Here is a 22728-nt window from a genome sequence, read left to right on the forward strand (position 1 = left end):
AGTCGCCCCGTGTCACGGACCGACGAGCAACTGCACGAACGGATCGACGTCAGCCAACTCCACGGTCCCATTGGCTGACACGTCTGCCGCGCACCGTTCGGCCGGTGTCGCACTCGGAGGATCGAGCAACACACGGATGAAATCGCCGATGTCGCCACCGTCAACCAGGGTATTCTGGTTCACGTCGCCAGGCGTCGTCCCCAGACAGGGTGAGGGAACCAGGCCCCAGATCTCGACGTCGTCGATGTTCCAGCCCTGGTACGTGACCGACGAATCGGTCACGCCCATGCCCCATCGAATGTATACAGTCGGCTGATTGTCAGCCGCCGGCACATCGTAACTCTGCGACGTCCACGCCTGCTCGGTGAAGGACCCGCCCGAGTGCGTCCAGACGGGCGTCCAGGTGGTTCCGTTCGTCGAGACCTCGATGTAAGCCTTGTCGAACGTCGCCGATTCGATGCCCAGCCATCGCTTGAACCGCAGCTGCACTTGAGTGATGTTGGAACAATCAATCGCCGTGGTCGTCAACCAGCGCGTCGGCGTCAGGTTGTTCGTGTAGCAGCCGATCAGGTTGTAGCCGTACACGTTCGATCCGGTGAACCCGCTGGTCGGATTCGCGCGACCGGTACCACAGCTTCCGCCGCTGTTGTTCGGCACGCCCCAGGCCCAGCCATTGCCGTTTGGCCCGCTGCCGCCCGGCCCGGCATCGCCGATCCAGCCCGGATCGGTGTCCAAATTGAAGACATGCACTGGTTGCGGGCCACCCACGGTGATCGTCACCGTCGCCGTATTGGACGCACCACCATCAGGCGCAACACCGCCGTCATTGGCTTGGAACTGGAGACTGTCCAACCCGTTGAACCAGCTCATCGGCTGGTAGTTCACGATATTCCCGCCACTCGCGAGGGTGTACGGCACGGCCGCGATCGCCCCGGCGTTTGGATCCGACAAAGTTCCGTTTGTCGGCAGCGACGTGATGATGTAATCCAGCGCGGCCGGCGGATCCGGCAACCCGTCGTCCGATGCCAGCAACGTGACGAGGACAGATGTATTCATGGCAGTCGTGGCAACGCCATTCGCGGCCGACGGCGGGCGCGGTCCGCACGCGCCATGGGCCGAGAGATCGTCCTCGAAGAAATCCGGTGACAGGCTCGTGCTGCCGGAAAGCCCTGCGAGACCGTCCGTCGCGCTGATCGCCAGCCAAGTGATCTGAATTCGTCCGTCAAAGTACATCTCAATCTGGAACGAATTCGCTCCGCCGGCATTGTGCTCCGGAACGTTCTGATACGTCACGACGGCTCGATCGGCCAGTTGCTTGTGACTGATGGTCCCGCCCTGCGACGGGTTCAAGTCGTCGAACAACGCCGAGATGCGCGGCCGATTGAAATGCGCCGTCAAGCTCTCGGTGTAGGTTCCATCCGATGCCGTGAACGTCAGATTGCCGTTGGAGTTGAGGAAGTACGATCCATACGACGCACCATACAACTTCACGGTTGATCCGCCGGTCAACGTAACCTGAATAGTTCCGTCATCCGACAACGTAACGGGCGTACCACCCGCCGGATCGGTCGGGAAACTTGTGTTGGGATACGAACAGGCCGAGTAGAAATCAATCGAGCCGTTCGGCACAAAGAGAATCGTCCGATTGTCCAGATCATTATCGCCCGACTCAAAAATCTCCGTGAAGAGATTTGGTATCTGCGGCGTGTTAAACGTGTAACACGAACCGCCGTTATCATCGCTTCCGGCATTTCCTGCCAGATCGCTCGCATCGACCGCGAAGTAATAGGTGCTGCTGGGATTCAGCATCGTCAGATCGATGCTGTGCGAAGTCGGCGTGCCTGCGCCGGGAACCGTATTCGTCAGCGCGCCGCAACTGGTTCCCCAGCGGACCGCACCTTGAGCGGCCTCATCGGTGGTAAACGTAACCGTGGCAGTGCGGGCCCCGATGTTGATGACTTGCACGTTCGAGATCACCGGCGGAGAGCAGTCCACCGTCGCGTTGGCGGTCACGTTGACGTTGAAGCCGCCGTTGCCGTCGTCGGCGTCGACGTAGGTCGCCGTCACCGTATCGCCGTTCGCTATGTGCAGCACGCCGGCCGAGTCGCTCGTCGCGAGGTTGATGCTGCCCACGAACGTCGCCGATTCGGCGGCCGTCTCGGTCAGCGTCACCGTCTCGCCGCCCGGTTCGGTCGTCGAGGCGATGCTCACATTCACCGTCTGCACCGAACCGTCGTCGGTGTTCAGATCGCAGTCCACCACCCGCAGCGTCGCCGTGCTGGCACACGCGTACTTCGTCCGATCCAGCGACATCGTCCCCTGGCTCGAGCAGTTCACCAGCAGCGGCGAGGCGCACAGCGAAAACGGCTGCGGACCCTGCGGCACATTGAACCCGTGTACCTCCACCCGGTACGCCCCCGGCGCCGGAGCATCAATCACCACCTGTTCAATATTGTCCACGCTGTTGCGCTGCGTCCGAACCGCCGGCGCCGCAGGGTTCGCGATGCCGCCCAGGGTCCACGGGTAGTACTGCGTGTTGCTCGCATCGAACACCCGCAGGTCCAGATCGTTCACCAGCTCGGGGATCGTGTTCGCCGTGCCCGGAACGTCGTCCCACGCCAGCGTCACCTTCAACTGCGTGTCCAGCGGACTGACGATCACCACCGCCTGGAACGTCTCGCCCGTCCCGCTGACCGTGTTCTCCAAAAAATTCCCCGTCCGCATGAAGTCCACCGCCGGCTGAATCCGAACCGATCCGTAACCCGTCTGATAGTCCGGACCCGGATTGAACAGATCCACGGCCGTATGAGCCAGCAGGATCTTCAGCGTCGAGTTGCGGAAATCGGGATTCCCCGGGAACTGTGCCCGGTAGTCCTGCAACAGCAGGGCCGACAGACCGCAGACCGTCGGCGAGGCCATCGACGTGCCGCACTTGCTCGTGTAGGCCGTGTCGCTGGCACTGCCGCACGAGGTCACCCCGGCATCCCCGCCGACCTGGCACCCCGGCGCCGACAGGTCCGGCTTCATCCGATCGTCGTCGGCCGGACCCCAGCTTGTGAAGCTCGTCACGCTGTCATCGTTCGAGTTCAGCGCGCCGACCGTAATGTGATTCTTGGCGCAGGCCGGCGGGGCCGTCGTGCGGTACGTCGTGCCGCAGCGCCCGCTGCTTCGCTCGTTGCCGTTGGCCCAGACCACGCGGATCGGCTGGCCCAGGCTGCCGCGGACCATCGAGTCGATCAGGATGTCCATCGCGCCGTAGTCGCCTTCCCAGGCGCAGTTGAAGCCGTTGGGCGCGGTGTTCGTGCCGATCGAATTGTTCGAGATGACCGCACCGGCCACGTTGAACGCGTTGGTGTAGTCCACCAGCGCGTCACCCGGATCGGTGTAAAGGAACCCCGCGGACAAGCTCGGGCAGGTCGTGCCCGTCGCGCTCTGCTGGAATCCGTAGCTGACGATGTCCACCCCCGGTGCCATGCCCTTGTTGTTCGCGTTCGCCACCCCCGCCCCGCCGATCGTCCCGGACACGTGCGTCGCGTGGTCGCTCACCGTGCTGCAAGCCGGCTCGCTCGCCCCGATCACCCCCCGACCCTGGAAGTCCTGGTGCGTCGTCCGAATCTTCCCCCCGTCATACACCATCACCTTCACCCCCGCCCCGGTCAGGTTGTACGGCGCGGCCTGAACGATGTTCGCTCCCGTCCGCACGCGGTTCTCCGCGTTCAACTCGCCCATCGGCGGAAGCGGCGGCTCGATCCACTGCACCGAATCCTCCAGACCCAGAACCTTCAGATTCGCGTACGGCAGCTCCACCACCAGGCCGTTGATCGTGTACAGGTACGACATCACGCGGCCATCCAGCTCGTGGATCTTCGCCACGCCGTCTTCCAGCGACACGTCGGGATGGAAGATCACGTACGCCGCCACGAACGGATCCTTCAGGTCGTCTTCCGTCGCCGCCCACAGCCTGCCGGCATCGCCCAGGGCCGGGGACTCGTCCCCTTCGCCCTTCAGCTTCACCACACCGTCCCGCGGCACGACCGACCACGGCACGATCTCCCCGGCCGCCAGATCGGGATGCAGCTTGGCTTCGAGATGGATCGGCGCAACGCGCGAAAAACCCGGTACCTGTGCCGCCAACTCGGCATTCAGCTTCGAGCCATCCACGTGCGCGAAGTACGCATTGTCGCCGAGGTAACTCTGCAACGTCAGGCCCCCGGCCGTCAACTGCTCGCGCATCGCACGCGTCACCGGGGTCTCGAACTGCACGATCACGTGCGCCGAACCCGCCGCGTTCGCTTGCGCCGCCGCCGCGCCCGCCTGCGATGAACCCGCGCCCGCCTGACCGGACCCCTCGCCCGCCTTAACCGCGCCGGTGCTCTGCATGCCTTCCGTCGCCGACACGCCTGCCAGCTCCAGCAGCTTCGCCTTCACCTGCTCGACGCTCTGCCGCGGCAGCGTCTGCGTCCCCGTCCGCCAGCGAATCACCGGCTCCGCCGCCTGGACCCGGCCCCAGCCGACGAGACAAATAAGACAAAAGACTATATAAAACGACCACAATCCGGCGCGGCGATGTTCTGACATGTGAAAAACCCTGTTAAAAGGACCCCACTCCTCCACTGGAGGCTCGGGCGATTTGAACACCAAGCCGCCCGTTATCGTTAAACCTCATCGTACCACAACTGTCCCTGACTCCAAAAGCGAAATCGCCTCCGCAGCCCATAAAAATCTCCATCCCCCCGGCGCTTCATTCTTGTTCTTCGACCCTGCGGCCCTTAGATTGCCTGCAAATGAGCGTTTCCAAGCCTGCCAGCGCTATTTTCGCTCGATCACTCGGTGATGGGCCCCCGATTCTGTTTGTCCACGGATTCCCCCTCACCGGCGACATGTGGCTCCATGTCGCGGAGGCGCTCAAGGAACGATACCTGTCCGTGATTCCCGATCTGCGAGGGCACGGCCGTACGCCGCCCCATTCGCAGGTGTCAATGGCCAGCTTTGCTGATGACCTCGCCGCCTTGCTGGATCATGTAAGAATCTGGGAACCGATCGTCCTCGTCGGCTTGTCCATGGGCGGCATGATCGGGTTCGAGTTCTTCCGGCGGTATCGGCCGCGCGTTCGCGCCCTGGTTCTGTGCGACACGCGCGCGATCGCCGACCCCCCTGACGCGGCTGCGCGACGGGAAGAATTGGCGCGAAAGGTGCTTGCGGAGGGAAGCCACGTCGCGGCCGATGCGATGGTGCCGAAACTTTTCGCGCCCTCCACGCCGCAGGCGATTCGCGACAGATGGCACGCGATCATGTCCGCCAACCCGCCCGAAGGAGTGGCGGCGGCGGCGCGCGCTTTGGCGCATCGTCCCGACTCCACGGCGACGCTGGCGACGATCAACTGCCCCACGCTGTACGTCTGCGGCGAATTCGACGAATTGACCCCGCCGGACATGATGCGCGACCTGCACCTCGCCACGCCCGGATCACAATTTGTCCTGATTCCCCGCGCCGGCCACATGCCGCCGGTCGAGCAGCCCGAAGCCTTCAACCAGGCGCTGGCCGGTTTCGTCGATTCGCTGCCACTGATTTGACACTTTCCGCGTCTTTTCAATCCACCGCGAGGTGTGCTTTCATCGCATCGAGTGCCTTGCCCCAGAACGCCTTCATCTTCGCGGCCGTCTTCGCGTCGGGCAGCTTGTCGTGCTCCACGGCGACCATGCTCTTGGCCGCGCCCTTCGCGTAGAAGTTCACATCCACCCGTGTGTCGTCGGCGTCCCACACGATTCGCATCGACTTGTTCTTCGTCGCCTTGCGAACCGTGAGCCGCGCCTTGCCCAGCCAGCGCGCCCGCGCCCTGGCGTCGTGGAACGCGTCGAACACGCGTCCCACCGGCACCGCCAGCGTGCGACTCGCGCTCACCGAGAACCCGCCCGGCTTCTGGTGCTTGGCCCGCAGGCCCCTCGCCTGTTCGTACCCCACCGTGACCATCTGCCCCCACCACGGACCGACCTTGTGCTTGCTGTGCAACACAGCCACGATCTGCTTGTGGTCCATCTTCCGACAGCCGGCCTTGTCCAGCGCGGCGATCCACTGGTCCCACGTCTTGCCGGTGGCCTTCTTCACGGCCTCGTCGCCGACGCCGAGTTGCGGTTTGCGGTTTGTCGCCATGTGCGCCTCCCATCCAAGGACTTCGCGGGCCGGCTCGGCCGGTCGCGGAGATGGGGATTGTCGGGGATGTTTAGCGAAACTCAAACCGCGCCGGATTGACCAAGCCGCGCATACCCGACCTTAACGTTGCGAAGAATTGTCAAGGGTGAAGAAATGGGTTCGCGCCGGTCCGAACCGCTGCAGTTCCGCCACAGCGGCTCTTCGACATGCTGCGGAATCCATTCGAGCCGTCCTGCCGTGTCGAGTTCGATCCGCGGCGTCACATCTTCAGCGCCGCAACGAAGGCGGATACGTCGGCCCCGTTCACGTCGCCGTCGGCGGTCAGGTCGGCGAGGTAACGCTGGCAGTCGGTCGCAGCGGCCGGGGCGAGCAACACACTGACAAACGTCGCGATATCGGCCGCGCTGACCGCCTGATCGCAGTCCATGTCCCCGCGCGGGCATTCGGGCCGCCACCGCGCCCAGAAGCCCGACACCTTCCCGCCCGCCTTGATAAACTGCCCGCCCGCAATGAGCTCATTCCGAAAATTGGTCAGGGCATTGACCTTGTTGTAATCGACCCCCTCTCCAAGCGGACTCCACACGCCGTCGCGCCATCGCGCGATGAAATTAAAACCTGTGGGCAGACCAGGATTATCAAGAAAGTATCCACCGGCGATGAGATCGCCGTTGTAACTGGCCAGCGACCAAACAGTCACCGGGTTGCCGGCGTTCAGATCGATCCACGTTGATCCATTCCACCGCGCGAGACCGATGCTGCGAAGACCTCCAGCCGTTGAAAAGCCGCCTCCGGCGAACAATTGCCCCTGATGCGAACAAAGTGCCACAACGCCGTCATTCATCCCGGCGCCGATTGGCTCCCAGGTCGCGCCATCCAGGCGAGCGATCCGATTCACCGCCACACCGCCGGCCGTCGTGAAGAATCCGCCGGCGACCAGCTTCCCATCGTGAACGGTCATGCAGACCACGCTCGCCTGGTCGAAGCCGCTGCCGACTGGGTGCCATTCTCTACCATCCCAGCGGGCGATGAAGTTCGCAGGCACGCCGCCGGCCTTGGTGAAGTTGCCGCCGGCGTACAGGCTCCCCTGATGCACGCACAGGGCGAAGGCGCTGGGCGGCGCGCCGTTCCCGGGTGGCGGATCACTCAATCCGCCGCCGACATCCCGCCAACCCTGCTTCGCGTTCCATCGGGCGATCCCGTTGACGGTCAAACCACCCGCCGTCGAGAAGTACCCACCAACGTACACATCGCCATCAAACGACGCGATCGAAAACGGAATGCCGGACAGCCCGCTGCCCAAGGTGTGAAAGTTCTGCCCGTCGAAACGGACAATCCGATTCGCATCGATATCCCCGGCGCTCAAGAACGCACCACCCATGTAGAGGTCGTTTTCATGGACACCTGCGGTCTGCACAAAGTCGTTCATGCCTCGACCCAGCCGCTGCCATGCGCCGGATTCGAAGTCAAACGTGGCCACGTTGACGCCCGGAATCTGAAACCGGCCGCCAAGAACCAGGCGACCCTCGAATACAGCAAGTGCTGAAAACGATGCTGAACCGAAAGATCCACCGAAGACACCGTTGGGCAGTAAACTCCACGCTGCCCCGTCCCAGGCGGAGATTCCCGGTGAAGGTGTGGAGCCGGCGGCAATCAGCTTGTTCTCGAACACGGTAAGCGCGTTGATCATATGAGACGTGCCGCTGCCTATCGAAGACCAAGCCGCGCCGTCCCATTTTGCAATATTTCCCACTGGAACGCCGCCTGCCAATGTCATGCTTCCGCCGGCGACTAACGAGCCGTCGTACTCAACCAGTGCTCGCGGCGTCGTGTTTAAGCCGCTGCCCAGGGCCGACCAGGATGTGCCATTCCAACGTGCAATCCGCGATGCGGACACACCTCCAGCGGTGGTAAAGTCGCCTCCAACGAACAACTCACCGTTCATAACCAAGAGACTCAAGACTCGATTGCCTAATCCCGATCCAAGGGATTGCCAAGCGGTGCCGTTCCAGCGTGCGATGCGATTGAGCGATGTTACTTCGTCCCATGTGGCGGTGAAATCACCGCCAGCTATAAGTTCTCCATTGAACAACGCTAGGACACGGACTTGATTATTGAATCCATTGCCTAGCGGAAGCCATTGTGAGCCGTCCCAAAACGCGATTCGTTGAATACCGCCGCCCGGCTGAAAATTTCCACCGGCTATGAGTTGTCCTTTATACACAGCCGTGCAATTAACTTGGCCCGAGCCCGAATTGCCACCCAATCCACCCGAGAAAGAGTACCAGCCATTACTACACCATGCTCCTATATTGTTGGATACCTTGTTTCCGACAACGGTGAAGTTTCCAGCTAGGAACAATTTTGGCGGGACGGGACCTGCATCATCCGGGTCCCAAGTCATGAGCGAAACAACTCGCCCGGAACTGCCCTCCAGTCCTGGCAGTTCATTCCCGCCTTGCCAATCAAAGGTGCACTGGGCAGCAGCTTTGCAATTCCACATAAGCGCAAGCGCGAGGGCCCACACAATCGAACGAGCTCGCATTGCATGACTCCTTGCCTGTTTTGGAAATCACTCTGTTTTGGCCCGGAATACCCACGTAGTTCCGGTTGTGGGGCCGACGCTGGGGTCGTAGGCGCAGCCGTTGTACGAGTCAATTCGCCACGTGTAGAACTCACCGGGGATCAAATGGCCTTCCTGGAGGAACTGCGATGGGATTTCAAAGATCGCGAAATTCCCCTGGCCCACGCCGGCCACGTCGCCGACCAGCGCCGGGACGTCCTGGGTGATGGTTCCAACTTTCAGATAGACCTTGAAGAACTCCGTCTCGTCGGTTTGCTTCCATTTAAGGGTTGTCACGACAAGTTCTACATCGGGATTGCCGCTGTGCGCCGGCTCGGGGTCGGTGGCAAGGCCGGGCTTCAGGTTGTGTAGTGGGCCGAAATCCCACGGCCATAGACCCGAATCAATTGAGTTTTTCACTTCGTCGTCAAGCATATCAAGTGTAGGTGTCGCAAGTGGTAACCGGCAACCTGCCGAAGCCTTTACGGCAGCAAACACATGCTCTTCCATTCGTACGTCGTCGCTTACGTGATCATCGCTCGTCCACATTGACCAGGCGGATTCCTTTTCGAGCGAGCTTTCAAGATTCGTGGTGAACGAGCCGTTGCGCACAACTTTCCAAGTCAGGTCCCACTGGTTGTTGACGCTGTACGGCTCTTCCCAATGCGGCGTCTGATCGTAGGCGTCCCAGCGCTCGTAGCGATTGCCCGCGAGATGGAATTTCTCGTCGTTGGAGGGGACGTACACATTGCCACACGGTGCAGGGCAATAGTCCGTCGTCGTCGCGGCACGTACCGGATCGCCAAACCGCGTGGTCCCATCGCCCCAGCCGCTGGGCCATTCCTTGGAGGAGCGGTACCAGTTGTGAAGGATGTTGATGCGCGGAGCCTGCGAACCGTTCCCCGACGCCATTTCGGTCATGTAAACGGCGTTGCCGACGACGTTGTTATAGAAATCAACGCGTTCCGGTCCGCTGAACAACATCTGCCGCATGAACGTACCGGCAATCAGGTTGTGGCAGAAGGTGATCCCCTCGTCCGCGGCGAAGGCCCCCACGCCGCCGCTGCCGATGCCGGCCTTGCAGTTCTCATACACACCGCCCCCGATGATGCAATGCTGCACCGTCAGGTGGCAGACCGAGCCGTAAATCGCGAGGTTGTCATCCTGTGACGCACCGATCGAACAATGATCGACGATGACGTTGTGCGTCACACGATACTCGCCGCCGATGGCCAGCGAGCGAGCACAATGGAACTTGCCGTGCGTGTTCACGCCGGATCGAAATCGCAGATACCGCAGAATAACGTGACTGCTGTCCTTCACCGTGAACTGGTTTCCCGTGATGGTGATGCCGCCCTGCGGATAGTTCTGGCTGTACGGCGCGGTGCTGCCGTCGATCTTGACATAATGACCGCGCAAATCGAGCTGGGTGACCAGATTGATCTCGCCCGTCACATCAAACTCAATGAAACCTCCCGTGGGCAACGGCTGTTCGCCATTGAAACAATCGCCTTGATCCTCGGGATCGTGCTGGAGACAGCCGATTTCAAATGTCAGAATGTAGCGAAGCGTCCCATGCAGAGTTGATGGAACAGGCGTTTCGGTCGACGGGTAATACAGCGCTGGATCGTAGTCGGCTAGCGATGTCACGGTATAGGTCGGCAAGTTTACGGGGTAGTATGAAAACGCATACCGGCCGTACCCCGTCGCGCCTGTAAACGCGAGATTCGGATTCTCGTCAAGCTCGGGGCAGGTAATTGTCCCCGCGTCCAGCCTGGTTGACGTTGAAAGCAGCATTGCAATTAAGAGAAAGAGAATGTGTGTGTGTGTGTGTGTGTGCACGGTTGTCTAAATTGCCCGTTATGAGTCATTCGGCTTCTCCTTTGCCCCCAAAGGTGACGTCCGGCCGTCCGCGAGCGACCGGCCCGAGGTCCTTCCAGCCGGCCCATGCCCATGCCCGCAGTGTAACCAAGCACCCCGCACACGTGCAAGAAATTTTGACAAAAAAATGAGTCTGCTTCGTCCCGATCTAAGCTGTCTCAATCGCGAGACAATCGACTTGCATCACGCCCCTGATCCAACCACGCACCCTGCTTTTTCAGCTTCTGCGGCACATGGGTTTCCGACACGAACGAAATACTCCTGGCCATCAGACTCTCAACTTCCACCTTGTTCGAGCAGGCAATGGACGGGCAGCTTCAATTCGTCGTGCATGCGCCAAAGCATGCGACGCATGGCGCGGAACCTCCGGCCGGCAGCCCTTTGTGCCGGTGAGGTTGCGATCGGATGTCCGGATGTCCAATGATTCAGATGATCCGGGACATGGCGTGGTTCCGGTGAATTGTTCCACCAGCTAAACGAATCAATTAGATTTCCCGGAATACCTCATGCAGCGTGCGACGAAGGAAGAAAGACAGAGATCGCCCGACCGCTCAATCAATCGAAAAACGACCAATCCAAGCATGCAAAAACCGACCATTAACCACGGATCGCGGCCCCCTAATTGCTGATCCGCCCCAGCGCCTCATCCACCGAGGGCGACACGTCGAAGAAGCGGTCGAGCTTCGTCGTCTTCAGCACACCGTCCACAAACGGCGACAGCGCCGCAAGAATTACCTTTCCCCCCATCGAATTGGCCTGCGTCACGACGCGCACCAGATCCCCAATGCCCAGCGAACCGATGAAAGCCACATGCGACAGATCGAGCACCAGCCGCATCTTGCCCTGGTCGAGCAGCTTCACCACCTCGTCCACGAGCAGCGACTTGTTGCCGCCGGTCAGGTCGCCGAACGCCCGCACGACGGGAATCGCTCCATGATGTTGCACGTCGATCTGCATGATCGCACGAATTCCTTTGCTCGCTATCCACCGCCGCCGGATTTCGGTTCGGCGGTTTCCACCGTGGGCGGGGTGGGCTTCGGACCGGCGGTCGTGTCCTTCGGCCTCGAATCGCGCCGCGCGGACTCCCGTTCCTGTTGGGAGCGGTACCGCACGATGTTGCGACCGTCCTTCCAGCCCTGATCGTACCCCGATTTGTATTCCGGGTCCATCATCCACAGCCAAAGCCAGCCGCCGCTGTCGTCGAAGAGCGCGTTCTCGGCGTCGCGCTTGCCGTCTTTGTGGCCCCTGGCGTATTCACCTGATGAACGGCGCATCGTGCGATTTGTCTCGCGCTCACCGGGATCGCGTAGTTCGTTCTCGCTGCATGCGCCGCCGCACCACACCGCGAGGGAAATCCACGCGATGCGAGACCAACTCCATTGCGGCGTGCGGCGGCTGATCGTCCGGCGCTGCATGCTACTTTCCCTTTCGCGGTGCATACCGGCCCGCTTCGCACGTCACGACAAAACTCTCCGCCATCGTCTTGAGCTGCTCCCATTCGGTTCGGATCCGCTTGGATTCTTTGTCAGAGATCGCTCCGTCATCCGCCACCGCCCGGCTCACTTCGTTCAACAATTCACTGAAGCCCTGCACCAATTGCTGCGTCGATTGAAGCAGGTCGGCGTCGATGTCTTTGAATCCCGCCGTGGGATTAAACACGAAAAAACCGCCAGCCTGCTGGCACAACCATGCAATCACTGGAATGTGCCCCGTCACGCGGACGATTTCGCGCACCCGGTCGAGCGGATTCTTCGCGCCGCTCGCGTCGGGGTCGTTCGGATCGGATTCCTCGCACCACTTATAGACCAGCGCGGTACTCAACTTCAGCTCGGCGGCGAGTGCCTTCACGCCGACCTTGTCCGCCGCTTCACGCAGCACTTCGTACGATTCCATCGAACAGACTCCTTCGCAGCCGAACGGGGCCGATTCATCGCTCGCCGCGTCCCGTGGCGGTCGGGATTATAATCGTCGCGCGGGTTGCCGGTCGAATCGCCGCCGGCCTCCCACCGCGAGGATCGGTAATACGAATGATGTCTAAACAGGCCGATCCCTTTCAGACCCTGACCATGCTACGGGAGACGCTGGCGGCCGCCGGCCTCTCGCCGCGCAAGCTCTACGGTCAGCATTTCATGATCGACCGCAATCTGCTGGAGAAGCTCGTCGAGTCCGCCGAGCTGACCCGCAACGATGTGGTGCTGGAGGTCGGTGCAGGCACTGGAAGCCTGACCGGGCATCTCGCGCAGCGCGCCGGCCAAGTCATCGCCGTGGAAATCGACCAGCGATTGGCTCCGATCGCAGCGGACAAGCTGGCGGGATATGACAATGTGCAGTTGATCGTCGGCGACGCGCTGGCGCGCAAGTCACAGATCGCTCCCGACGTGCTGACCGCGCTTCGCGACGCACAGGCTTCCATTGGTGGTTCGATCAAACTCGTGGCGAACTTACCCTACGACATTGCGACGTCGCTGGTGATCGATCTGCTGATCGGCGAGCCGCAACTGGCGCGGCTCTGCTTCACGGTGCAGGACGAAGTCGCCCGGCGATTCCTCGGCAAGCCGGATACCGATGATTACGGCCCGGTGAGCATTCTGACGAATGTATTAACCATGGGCCGGCGCATCGCCAAGGCCCCGCCGCAGGCCTTCTGGCCCGAGCCGAAGGTGGACAGTGCGCTGGTGCGATTGGACGTGACGGCAAAGCCGGACGCGGCGCCGACCTTGACGCACGCGGAGCGCAGCGAATTCGCCTCGCTCGTGCGGCATTTCTTCCAATACCGCCGAAAAACAATCGGGGGAATCGCCCGCAAATCGCCGTGGGCGGTTCGATTGCCGGACGCGCTGGTGGATTTGAAAATCGATCTGAAGGCCCGGCCGGAGACGGTCTCGCCGCAACAGTGGCTCGCCTTGTTTCAATGTGTGGCGGAGCGAACAGCCGACTGACCGGGCCGACCGCCAAAAGCCACGACCATGCCGCCCTGATTCTCGCGCTCGAGCGGATTACTGTTCGAACTGTCGCACGGCGATCGGGCCGCGCTCGAGGCCGACGAAGTTCAGGAAGCGCTCAAGCGGCAACCGCGGGATTGACAGCTTTTCCGCACGGCGGACGGCCTCGTCGTACAGCTCGCGCTCGCTCATGGCCTTGCGCGTTCGCACGTCTTTCGTGACATCGACCTCGGGCGATTTGACAATCGTCGGGACGGCCGGAGCCGCGGGAGTCGGTGTGGGTTTATCTTCCGCCGCTTCATCGCCACTCGATTCCTCGCTGCCGGTTACGTCGTCGCCGCCCGAATCATCGGAATCGGCTGATTCATCGCTCGACTCGCCGGCATCCGCGGACTCGTCGCTCGAAACGTCGTCGGACTCGGCCGAGTTGTCATCGCTGATTTCCGTAGCGGCCGACTCGTCGGTTTTCGCGCTGCCTGCATCATCGGCGGCTGCGCCGGGCGACAGCGTGTCCTCCGGCGGCGACGGCTCGGTGCCGAGCACGACGTAATCCGTTGACGCATCGACGCGATCCACGATCTCGCCGCCGAAGCGCCTGATCAGCGCCTTGACCGCGTCAGCCCCGCGCAAATCAGGCGTGCCGTCGAAGTCCGTATCAAACCGGCCGATCACGACAAACCGCTGTTTCTTGCTGCGGTCCCGGCTCAACACGATGTTTCCGACCTTGTCACCCTCAAGGATCGGATCATCCGGCGAGGGTACGCTGATGACGCGACATTCGCTCGTCCGCTCGCCGACGCTGACAACTTCGATGAGCCCCTTGCCGCGCCCGTCGCTCGGAACCCGCGCCACCCCTGAATACACGGCAAACGTCAACCCGAGCACGACGCGATCGCGCCGCCCCAGGTCGATGTGAACCAGCGAATCACCCGGCAACGCACGAAGAATTGATCCGACCGGATTCCTCGCCACGGCCAATTCCTGTGCGCCCTCGGCGCCCGGACCGCGCAGCGACGCCAGCGCCGCCTTCTGTTCGTCCAGCAGCGCCTCGCGGTGCGAAAGCTCCTCGATCAGCTTGCGCCGCATCGACGCCGTGTCCCGCCGCATCGCGTCCAACTCGTCGCGCTTTTCGCCGATCTGCGCCGCCAGCTTTTCCACCTCGCTGGACTTGGTCTTCTCGTATTCGCTCTTGGCGTTCTGGAGATCCTCGACCTTCGCGTTGATGGCCGCGAGCTGATCGCGAAGCTCCTTATCGATCGCTTCATTTCGGTCGAGCGCGCCCTTCAAATCGGCCAGCGCCTTCTCCTGCGCTGCTTCGGCCTTCTGACGCGCATCCTTCTCCCCCGCGTACAACTCGTGCAGGTTCTCGATGACTCCGACGGCGCCCAGGGCCGGGCTGACCTTGTCCGGCGAGTCGATCTTGCCTGCATCCACAATCTTCTTCAGCGCCGCGTCCAGCTTCGACAGCGCGACCGCGGGAGGATCGTTCTGATTCCCCGAAAGACGACCGCTGGCCATTTGCAGGGCGCGGTTCAATTCCCCGATGACGGATTTCCCGGAGGCCCCGGCATCGGGCACCAGTTGTCGTGCGACCGATTCATCGTTGCCCTTGGCGAGCTTGGCCTTGGCCGCCGTGGCCTGATCGGCCGCGGTCCGAAGCGATTCCTGATTCGTAAATTGCCAGATCGACAATCCGGCCATGATCGCGGCCACGACAATGGACACTACCATGCCGATCGTGGAAGCGTTCGACCCGCCACGTTGTGGGGCGACACCCGCCATGGGCAACTCCTGCATTTGCGCCGTCTTTCGGCGTCTGAATCAGCCGGGCTTAACCTGCACGGCCCCCGTGGGATGGTAAGCAACCAGTTCGGTACTTCGCGTTCGGTGGGATTGAGTCCGGTATGTCCTTCCCGACATCACGCGGCACGAAGCACAATTAAGTATCTGCGAACCAAGGCCGAATGTCAACGTTCCTCCCCCAAACAACCGTCTCCCCGACCCCCTCCGTTTGCGTCCCGAAACCCTCGCGGTTAAAGGGTAAATCCGCACGCCCTTATGGGCCATGCGCCGCGCGGCGCCGGCCCCGGCCTGCAAGAGACCCGGACCCGGTCCGAAAGACCCGGCCTCCCGATGTCCAAGTCATCGCTCTACCTGATCGACGGCCACTCGCAAATCTACCGGGCCTACTATGCGCCGTTTGGAAATTTGACCAGTCCGACCGGTGAATCGACCCGCGCGATTCACGTCTTCGTGCAGATGCTTCTCAATCTCCTGCGCGATCGCAAGCCGACCTACCTCGCCATGGCGCTGGACGTGAGCGATGAAACCGTTTTCCGTGTGAACATCGACCCGACTTACAAGGCCCACCGCGACCCGCCGCCCGAAGACTTGCCCCCACAGATCGAACGCATCATCGCCATCGTCTCGGCCATGGGCATCCCCATCCTGCGGAAGAAGGGTTTCGAAGCCGACGACCTCCTCGCCACACTCGCGGCACGACACGCCGGGCCGGACCTGGATGTCTTCTTCGTCAGTCGCGACAAGGACCTGGATCAACTGCTGAATGACTATATCCGCCTTTACGATCCGACGAAGGACATCGAGATCGATGCCGCCGCCGTCGCCGCCGAAAAAGGCTACGGCCCGGAGCTGGCCGTCGAGGCGCAGATGCTGATGGGCGACGGCACCGACAACGTCGTCGGCGTACACGGCGTCGGACCGAAGAAGGCCGCGCAACTCCTCCAGAAGTACGGCAGCGTTGCCGGGATCATCGCGCATGCCGACGAATTGACACCCAAGCTTCGCGAGAACATCCTCGCATTTCGGGATCGAATGGACACGGTGCGGCAACTGGTCACACTTCGCCGCGACGTCCCGATTGAATTCGACCTCGCCCAGGCCGATGCATCGCGATTCAACCCCGCCGCCGCCGAACCGCTGTTGCGCGAACTGGGGCTGAATCGGCTGCTGGAACGCATCGGTGCCTCCCGAATCGGCCAGCCGATCGCACGGACCACTCCATCCGATGACGACGCACCGCCAAGTTCGCGAACGAAGCGAGTCGGACAAACCTCCTCGCCCGAATTGTTCGAAGACCCGGACATCGGGCCGGAACAACCCGCGATGGCAGCGCCTCCCGCCGCCGAATCGTCGCCTCCGCGCGAGGTCTCCGGCACCCTGTTTGACATGCTGCCCGCACAGTCATCCGCCGCGCGTTACCAACTCGTCGACACCGACGAAGCCCTGCACAAACTCGCGGAGCGGCTCACCCGCGCCGGCGCATTCGCCTTCGACACGGAAACCACCGGGCTGAATCCAACCACCGCGAAGCTGGTCGGCATCAGCGTCGCCTGGGCCGATGGCGAGGCGGCGTACGTCCCCGTGATGGGCGTCGGCCGAACCGTCTCGTTGGAGACCGCGCGCGGCGTGCTGGGGCCGATCTTTGCCGACGCGAGAATTAAGAAGTGCGGGCAGAACTTGAAGTACGACTTGACCGTGCTGCACGGCGCGGGGTTTGAGGTCCGCGGCGTTGAGTTTGATTCAATGATCGCCAGCTTCGTACTCGATTCCACGCGCCGCTCACACGGCATCGACGCCCTCGCCGCGGATTTGCTCGGCATCCGCAAAATCGCCACGCACGAATTAATCGGCAGCGGGAAAAAACAGACCACGTTCGATCAGTTGCCCACCGACCGCGTCTGCGAATACGCCGCCGAAGACGCCGACGTGGCGTGGCGGCTGCGCGGGCTGCTCGGCGCGCGGCTGACCGACCCGGAACTCAAGCGCCTGTTCAACGAGATCGAAATGCCGCTCGTCGAGGTCCTCGCGCGCATGGAACAGGCAGGCGTCGCGCTCGACAAACCGCTGCTCGCGAAAATGAGCAATGACTTGGCCGCGCGGATGAGCGCTCTCGAGCACGCCATCCACGACGCCGCCGGCCATCCCTTCAACATCAACAGCACCCAGCAACTCGCGGAAGTTCTCTTCGACGAGCGCAAGCTGCCCGTCATCAAACGCACAAAAACGCTCCGCTCCACCGATGCCGACGTGCTGGAGCAACTCGCCGACCAGCACGACGATCCCATCCCCAAGCTGCTTCTTGAATACCGCGAACTGGCCAAACTCAAAGGCACCTACATCGACAGCTTGCCGGAGATGGTTCACCCGCGCACCGGTCGCGTGCATCCCTCGTTTCATCAGACCGGCGCGGTCACCGGTCGCCTTTCGTGCAGCGACCCGAATCTGCAAAACATTCCGATCCGCACCGAGCTGGGAGCGGCCATCCGCCGCGCGTTCGTTCCGGGCGATGCCGACTCCGCGCTCATCAAAGCAGACTATTCGCAGATCGAGTTGCGCGTGCTGGCCCATTTCTGCAAGGACGAGAACCTCATCGCCGCGTTTCGCGAGGACCGCGACATTCACGCGTTCGTCGCCGCGCAACTCGCCGGCGTGCCCATCGACCAGGTCACCAAGGATCAGCGCGCCCGCGCCAAAACCGTCAACTTCGGCATCATCTACGGCCAGTCCGCCTTCGGACTGGCCCGGCAGACGGGCATGTCGCAGGCCGAGGCCAAGGCGTTCATCGACCAGTATTTCGCCCGGTATCCGCGCATCCGCGCATTTCTCAATGAGTGCATCGCGCAGGCGAAAAAGCACGGCTTCGTCAAGACGATGCTCGGCCGCCGCCGCGCGATCACGGATATCGCCAGCCGCAATCCTTCGGCCCGCGCCGCCGCCGAACGCTTCGCCGTCAACACCGTCGTACAAGGCACCGCCGCCGACCTCATCAAGCTGGCGATGATCCGCATCGACCGGCGCATTCGAGAAGAGCGACGGCCGTCGCGCATGATCCTCCAAGTTCACGACGAACTGGTCTTCGACGTGCCGAAACGCGCACTGCGCGCCGAAGCCGACATGATCACCGGAGAAATGTCTGCCGCGCTCGCGCTGGAGGTGCCGATCAAAGTCGACGTCGCCGCCGGGCCAAACTGGCTTGACGTCTCGCCGATCGAATAGCCACTCGCACCGCAATGGGTATGGGCGAGTCGTATTGGGCGGCTCCAGGAGATACGCCGCATCGACCTTCTGGTCAGGAATCCCTAGTGCCCGATCGTCGCGCGCTGAAATGGGCATCGGCGAGAGACGCGCACCGCAGGCTCACCCGGGCCATACGATGGACCGTGCGAATCCCCGCTGCCGCCAGACTCAACATTTAAGGATCATGGCTCATGGGTTAGCGCTTCTCCCATCCCGTTGACATCCCAATTCTGCCCGCCAATACTCTCTCCGCAGTTTCGCCCCCATCGTCTAGAGGCCTAGGACACCGGCTTTTCATGCCGGCGACCGGGGTTCGAATCCCCGTGGGGGTGGTTCTTTCGCCGTTTTTAGTTGTCCCAGGGCGATTCCACAACTTCCTGCGGTTTTTTACTATCAGGTTCCCCCGTTCGCGGCTAAGATGCCCCGCGATTGGGCGGCGCGGTCCCTCGTCGAATCGAGGCGCCACGCGAACCGCCAGAAACCTTCAGGAGAACGGATTGGAACTGCCACGTCGCAAACCAGATGACATTTACCTTCCGGACGGCGAATTCCAAGCCATCCTCAATCGTCTGCGACAGCGCACGGACGCGCACGACCTGAACATCGGCATCGTCTATGCGTTCGACTTTCGCACACGCATGCTCCCCTACTGGTACGCCGACAAACGCATGGCCCCCGGGTGCGTGCGGATCCTGGCGGACTGTCTGACCGTCGCGGGCTTTCGCAACGTCCGCGTCGTCCTCCAGCAATGGACGCCCAACTTCACGCCGAGCCTTGCGCGGCTGAACGGAAAACCGCTCGACATGCTCCTGGTCTCGGCGATGCAGATTCACGCCGAGCCGGCCTATGACCTCATCCGCGAAGCGCATGCCATGGGCGTGCGACGGCCGCTGATTCTCGCGGGCGGGCCCAAGGCCGTGTACGAACCGGCCGATTATTTCGAACTGGGTCCGCAACCGGGCGTCGGGGCGGATTGCGTCTCCACCGGCGAAGTATACGTTTTCCTTGCACTGCTTGAGCGCATTCTCGATCTGACGCGGCCCGGCGAGAAACCGCTGGCGGGCTTTGAGCGCGCCCGGCGCTGCGGCGCACTGAAAGACATTCCCGGCCTTGTGTATCTCGATCCGACGCGCCCGGCGGACAAACCGGTCGCGATCAACACGGGCGTCCAACGCCTGCTGCGCGACCTCGATGAGATGCCCATGCCCGACGCGGGCTATCGCCTGCTCGAGCCGCCGCACAAAAAGCAGACACTCGCCCCGCAGCCCTTTCCGGCGCACAAAGTCGGCAAGGTCTCGATGGTCGCCTCGGTCATCTCGACGCAGGGCTGCAAATTCGCCTGTTCGTACTGCCCGATTCCGGCCCTGAATCAGCGCACGTGGCGGCACAAAAGCCCGGCGCGCCTTGCCGCCGAAATCAAGCACATCTACGAGAACTTCGGCATTAAGGAATTCTTCAGCACCGACGACAACTTCTTCAATACGCGAAGCACCGTCATCGACCTGATGACCGCCATGGCCAACACGACCACGCGCGGCCGTCCGCTTGGCGAGGTGATCCGCTTCTACACCGAGGCGACCGAGTACGACGTCCACAAGAACATGGACATCCTGCCGCTCTGCAAAAAGGGCGGACTGGCGGCCATCTGGTTCGGCATCGAGGACATCACCGCCGAACTGGTCAACAAGGGCCAGACCCCTGGAAAAACGACGGAAGTCTATGACCGCCTCCGCAGCCTCGGCATCGAACCGATGGCCATGATGATCCACAACGACCATCAGCCCCTCCGCTCGCCGCCCGGCACACTCGAAGGCGTCATCAACCAAGCGCATTACATGTTCGAAAAGGGCGCTGTGTCATATCAGTGTACCTACCTCGGCCCGGCCGTCGGCACCGTCGATTTCGAGGCTGCCGCCAAGGGGCGCGTCATCTTCAAGTCCGTCGGCGGCAAGCCGATCCCGCAGGCGTTTCAGGACGGCAATCACGTCGCCGCGTCGCGCCATCCGCGCCCGTGGGAGCGGCAGCTCAACATCATTCGTGCCTACTCGGCCTTCTACAACCCGATCAACGTTCTGCGCATCCTCGGAAACTGGCGAAACGACCGGCTCTCGGCGCGGCGATTATTGTTCCAGGTGATCGGCCTCATCGGCATCGCCATCACCGCCCCCGCCCTGTGGAAATGGTCGCGCCGGCTGAAGAACGGCCCCATCGAAGTCTGGGACGGTCTCCAGCTCGCCCGCATTCCCATGATCGACGCCCAAGCCGGCCACGAGATCAACTGGGGCATCGAGTACCTGCCCAATCCCGAGCTGCCGCAGAAGGACGAACGCCGAATCGTTCGCGAGACCTCCTCGTTCCGCGACGCCGCGCGCAAAGCAGAACGCGAGTCGGAAGCGGTCGCGGTCTGACCCGAGGCACGCGCGGACCGCCGCGTGCGCATCTCTGGTGCCGCTATCATTCTCGGCATGCCCGACGCAATCCTTCAAGATCGACCGCGCGGGTTTCGCGCGGCGCGACTCGTTCTCACGCTGATCGCGCTGGCGGCCGCGCTTGTTGCCGCCCTCTGGTGGTACATCGGCCGCGCCGGCTCCACGCCGCTTGAACGCTGGATCGGTCGGCAACTCGTCGCTGCCATCGAGCAGCACATCTCGCCGCGCGTCGTCTTTTCCGATCTCGATTATCTGGCCCCGCTGACGATCGTGATCGACGATCTCGCTCTGCTCAATGGCGAAGAGCGCATCCTCGCGGTCCATCGCGCGACCCTTTCCCTCGCGGAGATTCCCAAGGAGGGCCGGCCGATCCAGATCCGCGAGATCGACCTCGACCGCCCCATCCTTCGATTCGTGGCCGACGAAGCGGGCCGCATGTCAGGTTGGAGCGGTTTCGCGCGAACGCACGGCCCGATCACATCCGCCGCGTCGAAGCCTGCGCCGGACGCCGACTCCCCGCGATTGAGCGACCTCCTCGTCCTGCGACAGGCGTCGATCCGCAAGGGCCGCATCCTCTACGACGCCGGCGAGGGCCACCCCGCCATGATCCTGCCTGGCATCGAGCTGTTCCTCGCCACGCCGCCCGCTGCGAACGCCGACGGCTGGTACGAATGCGACGGGCATCTCGACCGCACGCCGCAGATGAGCCTGCGATTTGATACTCAAGTCAACATCAACACAGGCGACCTGATCCTTCAAAGCGTCCGCCTCGATGCCTCGCTCGATGAGGCAACCTACAACACCATGCCGCCGGCCGTGCAGCGGTTTCTGGCGGACCGCAACATTCGCGGGCGGTTGACCTTGACCGCCAAGGGGAACGTGCCGCTGGCTCATCCACTCGACACCACGATCGACGTGGAGGCCGATTTCGACCGCGTCTATTTCACCCTCGGCGAAACAGCCTGGCCTGCCGAACGGATCGATCTGGACGTGTCGCTGGCGGATCGGCGCCTCCGCACGCTTTGCGAAGCGCGATTGCTTGGCGGCGCCGCGAACATCCGCACCGGTCTGCATCTCGACGGCGATCGCGCGTTTGATGCGCAGTGGCTGGCAACCGGGATTCGGCTCGAAGAGACGCTCCGCATCGCGCAAGGCCGCGCCCCGAAATACTCCGGCCGAACCAACTTGCAGGGACGTGTACAGGGCACGATGGGGCCGGTTGTTTCGGCGTCCGGAGCCGGTCGCGTCGAGATCACCGAGGGCGTGCTGATCGCGCTGCCGATCCTCGCCGAACTGCACGCCCTGATCGGCGGCCCGCGCCCCGCCGAGGAAGGCACAACGAAAGGCGGGACGGATCACGCCACGCTCGATTTTCGCGTCACGCCGACGCACCTCGACGTGACTGACATCGAGGTCGTCTCCACGCTCGCCGCCATGAAGGGGTCGGGGCGAATTTATTATGACGGCCGTCTTGATCTGCTCGTTAACGCCGGGCCGCTCAAGCGCCTGGAGAAGCTGCTCGGCCCCATCGGCTCGCTCCTCGGCGCGATCACCGACCGCGTCGCGCCTTATCAAATCCGCGGCGTCATCGGCAACCCCTCCGTATCCGTCCGCCCGCTCGGCTTGTAGCGCTCACCCCGCGCGACCCCATTATCCGAACCGTGCGCTCGCGCAAAAAGAAAAGTCGTAGGGTGCGTCCTCGACGCACCGAATGAGACGTGTCGGG

General features: G+C 62.5%; 13 protein-coding genes and 1 tRNA gene. 6 read left to right on the top strand and 8 right to left on the bottom strand.

Features of this window, described 5'->3' with window-relative positions:
- Positions 1-12: 12 nt before the first annotated feature.
- The gene (locus tag HRU71_02185; GenBank protein ID QOJ02359.1) at positions 13-4578 is read right to left on the bottom strand and encodes a S8 family serine peptidase; all 4566 of its coding nucleotides are present in this window, start codon (positions 4576-4578) and stop codon (positions 13-15) included.
- A 206-nt stretch (positions 4579-4784) separates the two neighbouring features.
- Here HRU71_02185 and HRU71_02190 point away from each other — a divergent pair, with 206 nt between their 5' ends.
- Positions 4785-5573, top strand: coding sequence for an alpha/beta fold hydrolase (locus HRU71_02190; GenBank protein QOJ02360.1), 789 nt, complete (start codon positions 4785-4787; stop codon positions 5571-5573).
- A gap of 16 nt (positions 5574-5589) precedes the next feature.
- On the opposite strand, the gene HRU71_02195 is transcribed toward HRU71_02190, so the two are convergent.
- The 6 genes from HRU71_02195 to HRU71_02220 form a co-directional block, all read right to left on the bottom strand.
- Complete coding sequence (locus tag HRU71_02195) at positions 5590-6150, bottom strand: hypothetical protein (GenBank protein ID QOJ02361.1); 561 nt, start codon at positions 6148-6150, stop codon at positions 5590-5592.
- Between the two features lie 259 nt (positions 6151-6409).
- Complete coding sequence (locus HRU71_02200; GenBank protein ID QOJ02362.1) at positions 6410-8674, bottom strand: hypothetical protein; 2265 nt, start codon at positions 8672-8674, stop codon at positions 6410-6412.
- Positions 8675-8719: 45 nt separating this feature from the next.
- Positions 8720-10507 (bottom strand): hypothetical protein, encoded by a 1788-nt coding sequence (locus HRU71_02205; GenBank protein ID QOJ02363.1) that lies wholly within the window; start codon positions 10505-10507, stop codon positions 8720-8722.
- A gap of 702 nt (positions 10508-11209) precedes the next feature.
- A complete protein-coding gene (locus HRU71_02210) occupies positions 11210-11548 on the bottom strand; it encodes an STAS domain-containing protein (GenBank protein ID QOJ02364.1) in 339 nt (112 codons plus the stop codon).
- Between the two features lie 23 nt (positions 11549-11571).
- Entirely contained in the window at positions 11572-12006 is a 435-nt protein-coding gene (locus HRU71_02215) for a hypothetical protein (GenBank protein QOJ02365.1), read from the bottom strand.
- Between the two features lies 1 nt (position 12007).
- Entirely contained in the window at positions 12008-12484 is a 477-nt protein-coding gene (locus tag HRU71_02220) for a hypothetical protein (protein ID QOJ02366.1), read from the bottom strand.
- Between the two features lie 134 nt (positions 12485-12618).
- Here HRU71_02220 and rsmA point away from each other — a divergent pair, with 134 nt between their 5' ends.
- Complete coding sequence (gene rsmA, locus HRU71_02225) at positions 12619-13530, top strand: ribosomal RNA small subunit methyltransferase A (protein QOJ02367.1); 912 nt, start codon at positions 12619-12621, stop codon at positions 13528-13530.
- A 57-nt stretch (positions 13531-13587) separates the two neighbouring features.
- Here rsmA and HRU71_02230 read toward each other — a convergent pair whose 3' ends face one another.
- On the bottom strand, positions 13588-15315 hold the full coding sequence (locus HRU71_02230; protein QOJ02368.1) for a hypothetical protein: 1728 nt from the start codon (positions 15313-15315) through the stop codon (positions 13588-13590).
- A gap of 351 nt (positions 15316-15666) precedes the next feature.
- On the opposite strand from HRU71_02230, the gene polA reads away from it, so the two are divergent.
- The 4 genes from polA (at position 15667) to HRU71_02250 (ending at position 22631) form a co-directional block, all read left to right on the top strand.
- Positions 15667-18552 carry a DNA polymerase I gene (gene polA, locus HRU71_02235; GenBank protein QOJ02369.1) on the top strand — a complete coding sequence of 962 codons (2886 nt, stop codon included), beginning with the start codon at positions 15667-15669 and terminating at the stop codon, positions 18550-18552.
- 280 nt (positions 18553-18832) lie between these two features.
- A tRNA-Glu gene (locus HRU71_02240) sits at positions 18833-18905 on the top strand.
- A 165-nt stretch (positions 18906-19070) separates the two neighbouring features.
- Entirely contained in the window at positions 19071-20981 is a 1911-nt protein-coding gene (locus HRU71_02245; GenBank protein QOJ02370.1) for a radical SAM protein, read from the top strand.
- Positions 20982-21038: 57 nt separating this feature from the next.
- Positions 21039-22631 (top strand): hypothetical protein, encoded by a 1593-nt coding sequence (locus HRU71_02250; protein ID QOJ02371.1) that lies wholly within the window; start codon positions 21039-21041, stop codon positions 22629-22631.
- Positions 22632-22728: the final 97 nt, after the last annotated feature.

Source organism: Planctomycetia bacterium, assembly GCA_015200345.1.
Taxonomy (GTDB): Bacteria; Planctomycetota; Phycisphaerae; order UBA1845; family UTPLA1; genus PLA3.

Excerpts from the sequence above, each read along its gene's own strand:
- HRU71_02185 (QOJ02359.1), bottom strand. The coding sequence starts at position 4,578 with ATGTCAGAACATCGCCGCGCCGGATTGTGGTCGTTTTATATAGTCTTT.
- HRU71_02190 (QOJ02360.1), top strand. The coding sequence starts at position 4,785 with ATGAGCGTTTCCAAGCCTGCCAGCGCTATTTTCGCTCGATCACTCGGT.
- HRU71_02195 (QOJ02361.1), bottom strand. The coding sequence starts at position 6,150 with ATGGCGACAAACCGCAAACCGCAACTCGGCGTCGGCGACGAGGCCGTG.
- HRU71_02205 (QOJ02363.1), bottom strand. The coding sequence starts at position 10,507 with ATGCTGCTTTCAACGTCAACCAGGCTGGACGCGGGGACAATTACCTGC.
- HRU71_02210 (QOJ02364.1), bottom strand. The coding sequence starts at position 11,548 with ATGCAGATCGACGTGCAACATCATGGAGCGATTCCCGTCGTGCGGGCG.
- HRU71_02215 (QOJ02365.1), bottom strand. The coding sequence starts at position 12,006 with ATGCAGCGCCGGACGATCAGCCGCCGCACGCCGCAATGGAGTTGGTCT.
- HRU71_02220 (QOJ02366.1), bottom strand. The coding sequence starts at position 12,484 with ATGGAATCGTACGAAGTGCTGCGTGAAGCGGCGGACAAGGTCGGCGTG.
- rsmA (QOJ02367.1), top strand. The coding sequence starts at position 12,619 with ATGATGTCTAAACAGGCCGATCCCTTTCAGACCCTGACCATGCTACGG.
- HRU71_02230 (QOJ02368.1), bottom strand. The coding sequence starts at position 15,315 with ATGGCGGGTGTCGCCCCACAACGTGGCGGGTCGAACGCTTCCACGATC.
- polA (QOJ02369.1), top strand. The coding sequence starts at position 15,667 with ATGTCCAAGTCATCGCTCTACCTGATCGACGGCCACTCGCAAATCTAC.
- HRU71_02250 (QOJ02371.1), top strand. The coding sequence starts at position 21,039 with ATGCCCGACGCAATCCTTCAAGATCGACCGCGCGGGTTTCGCGCGGCG.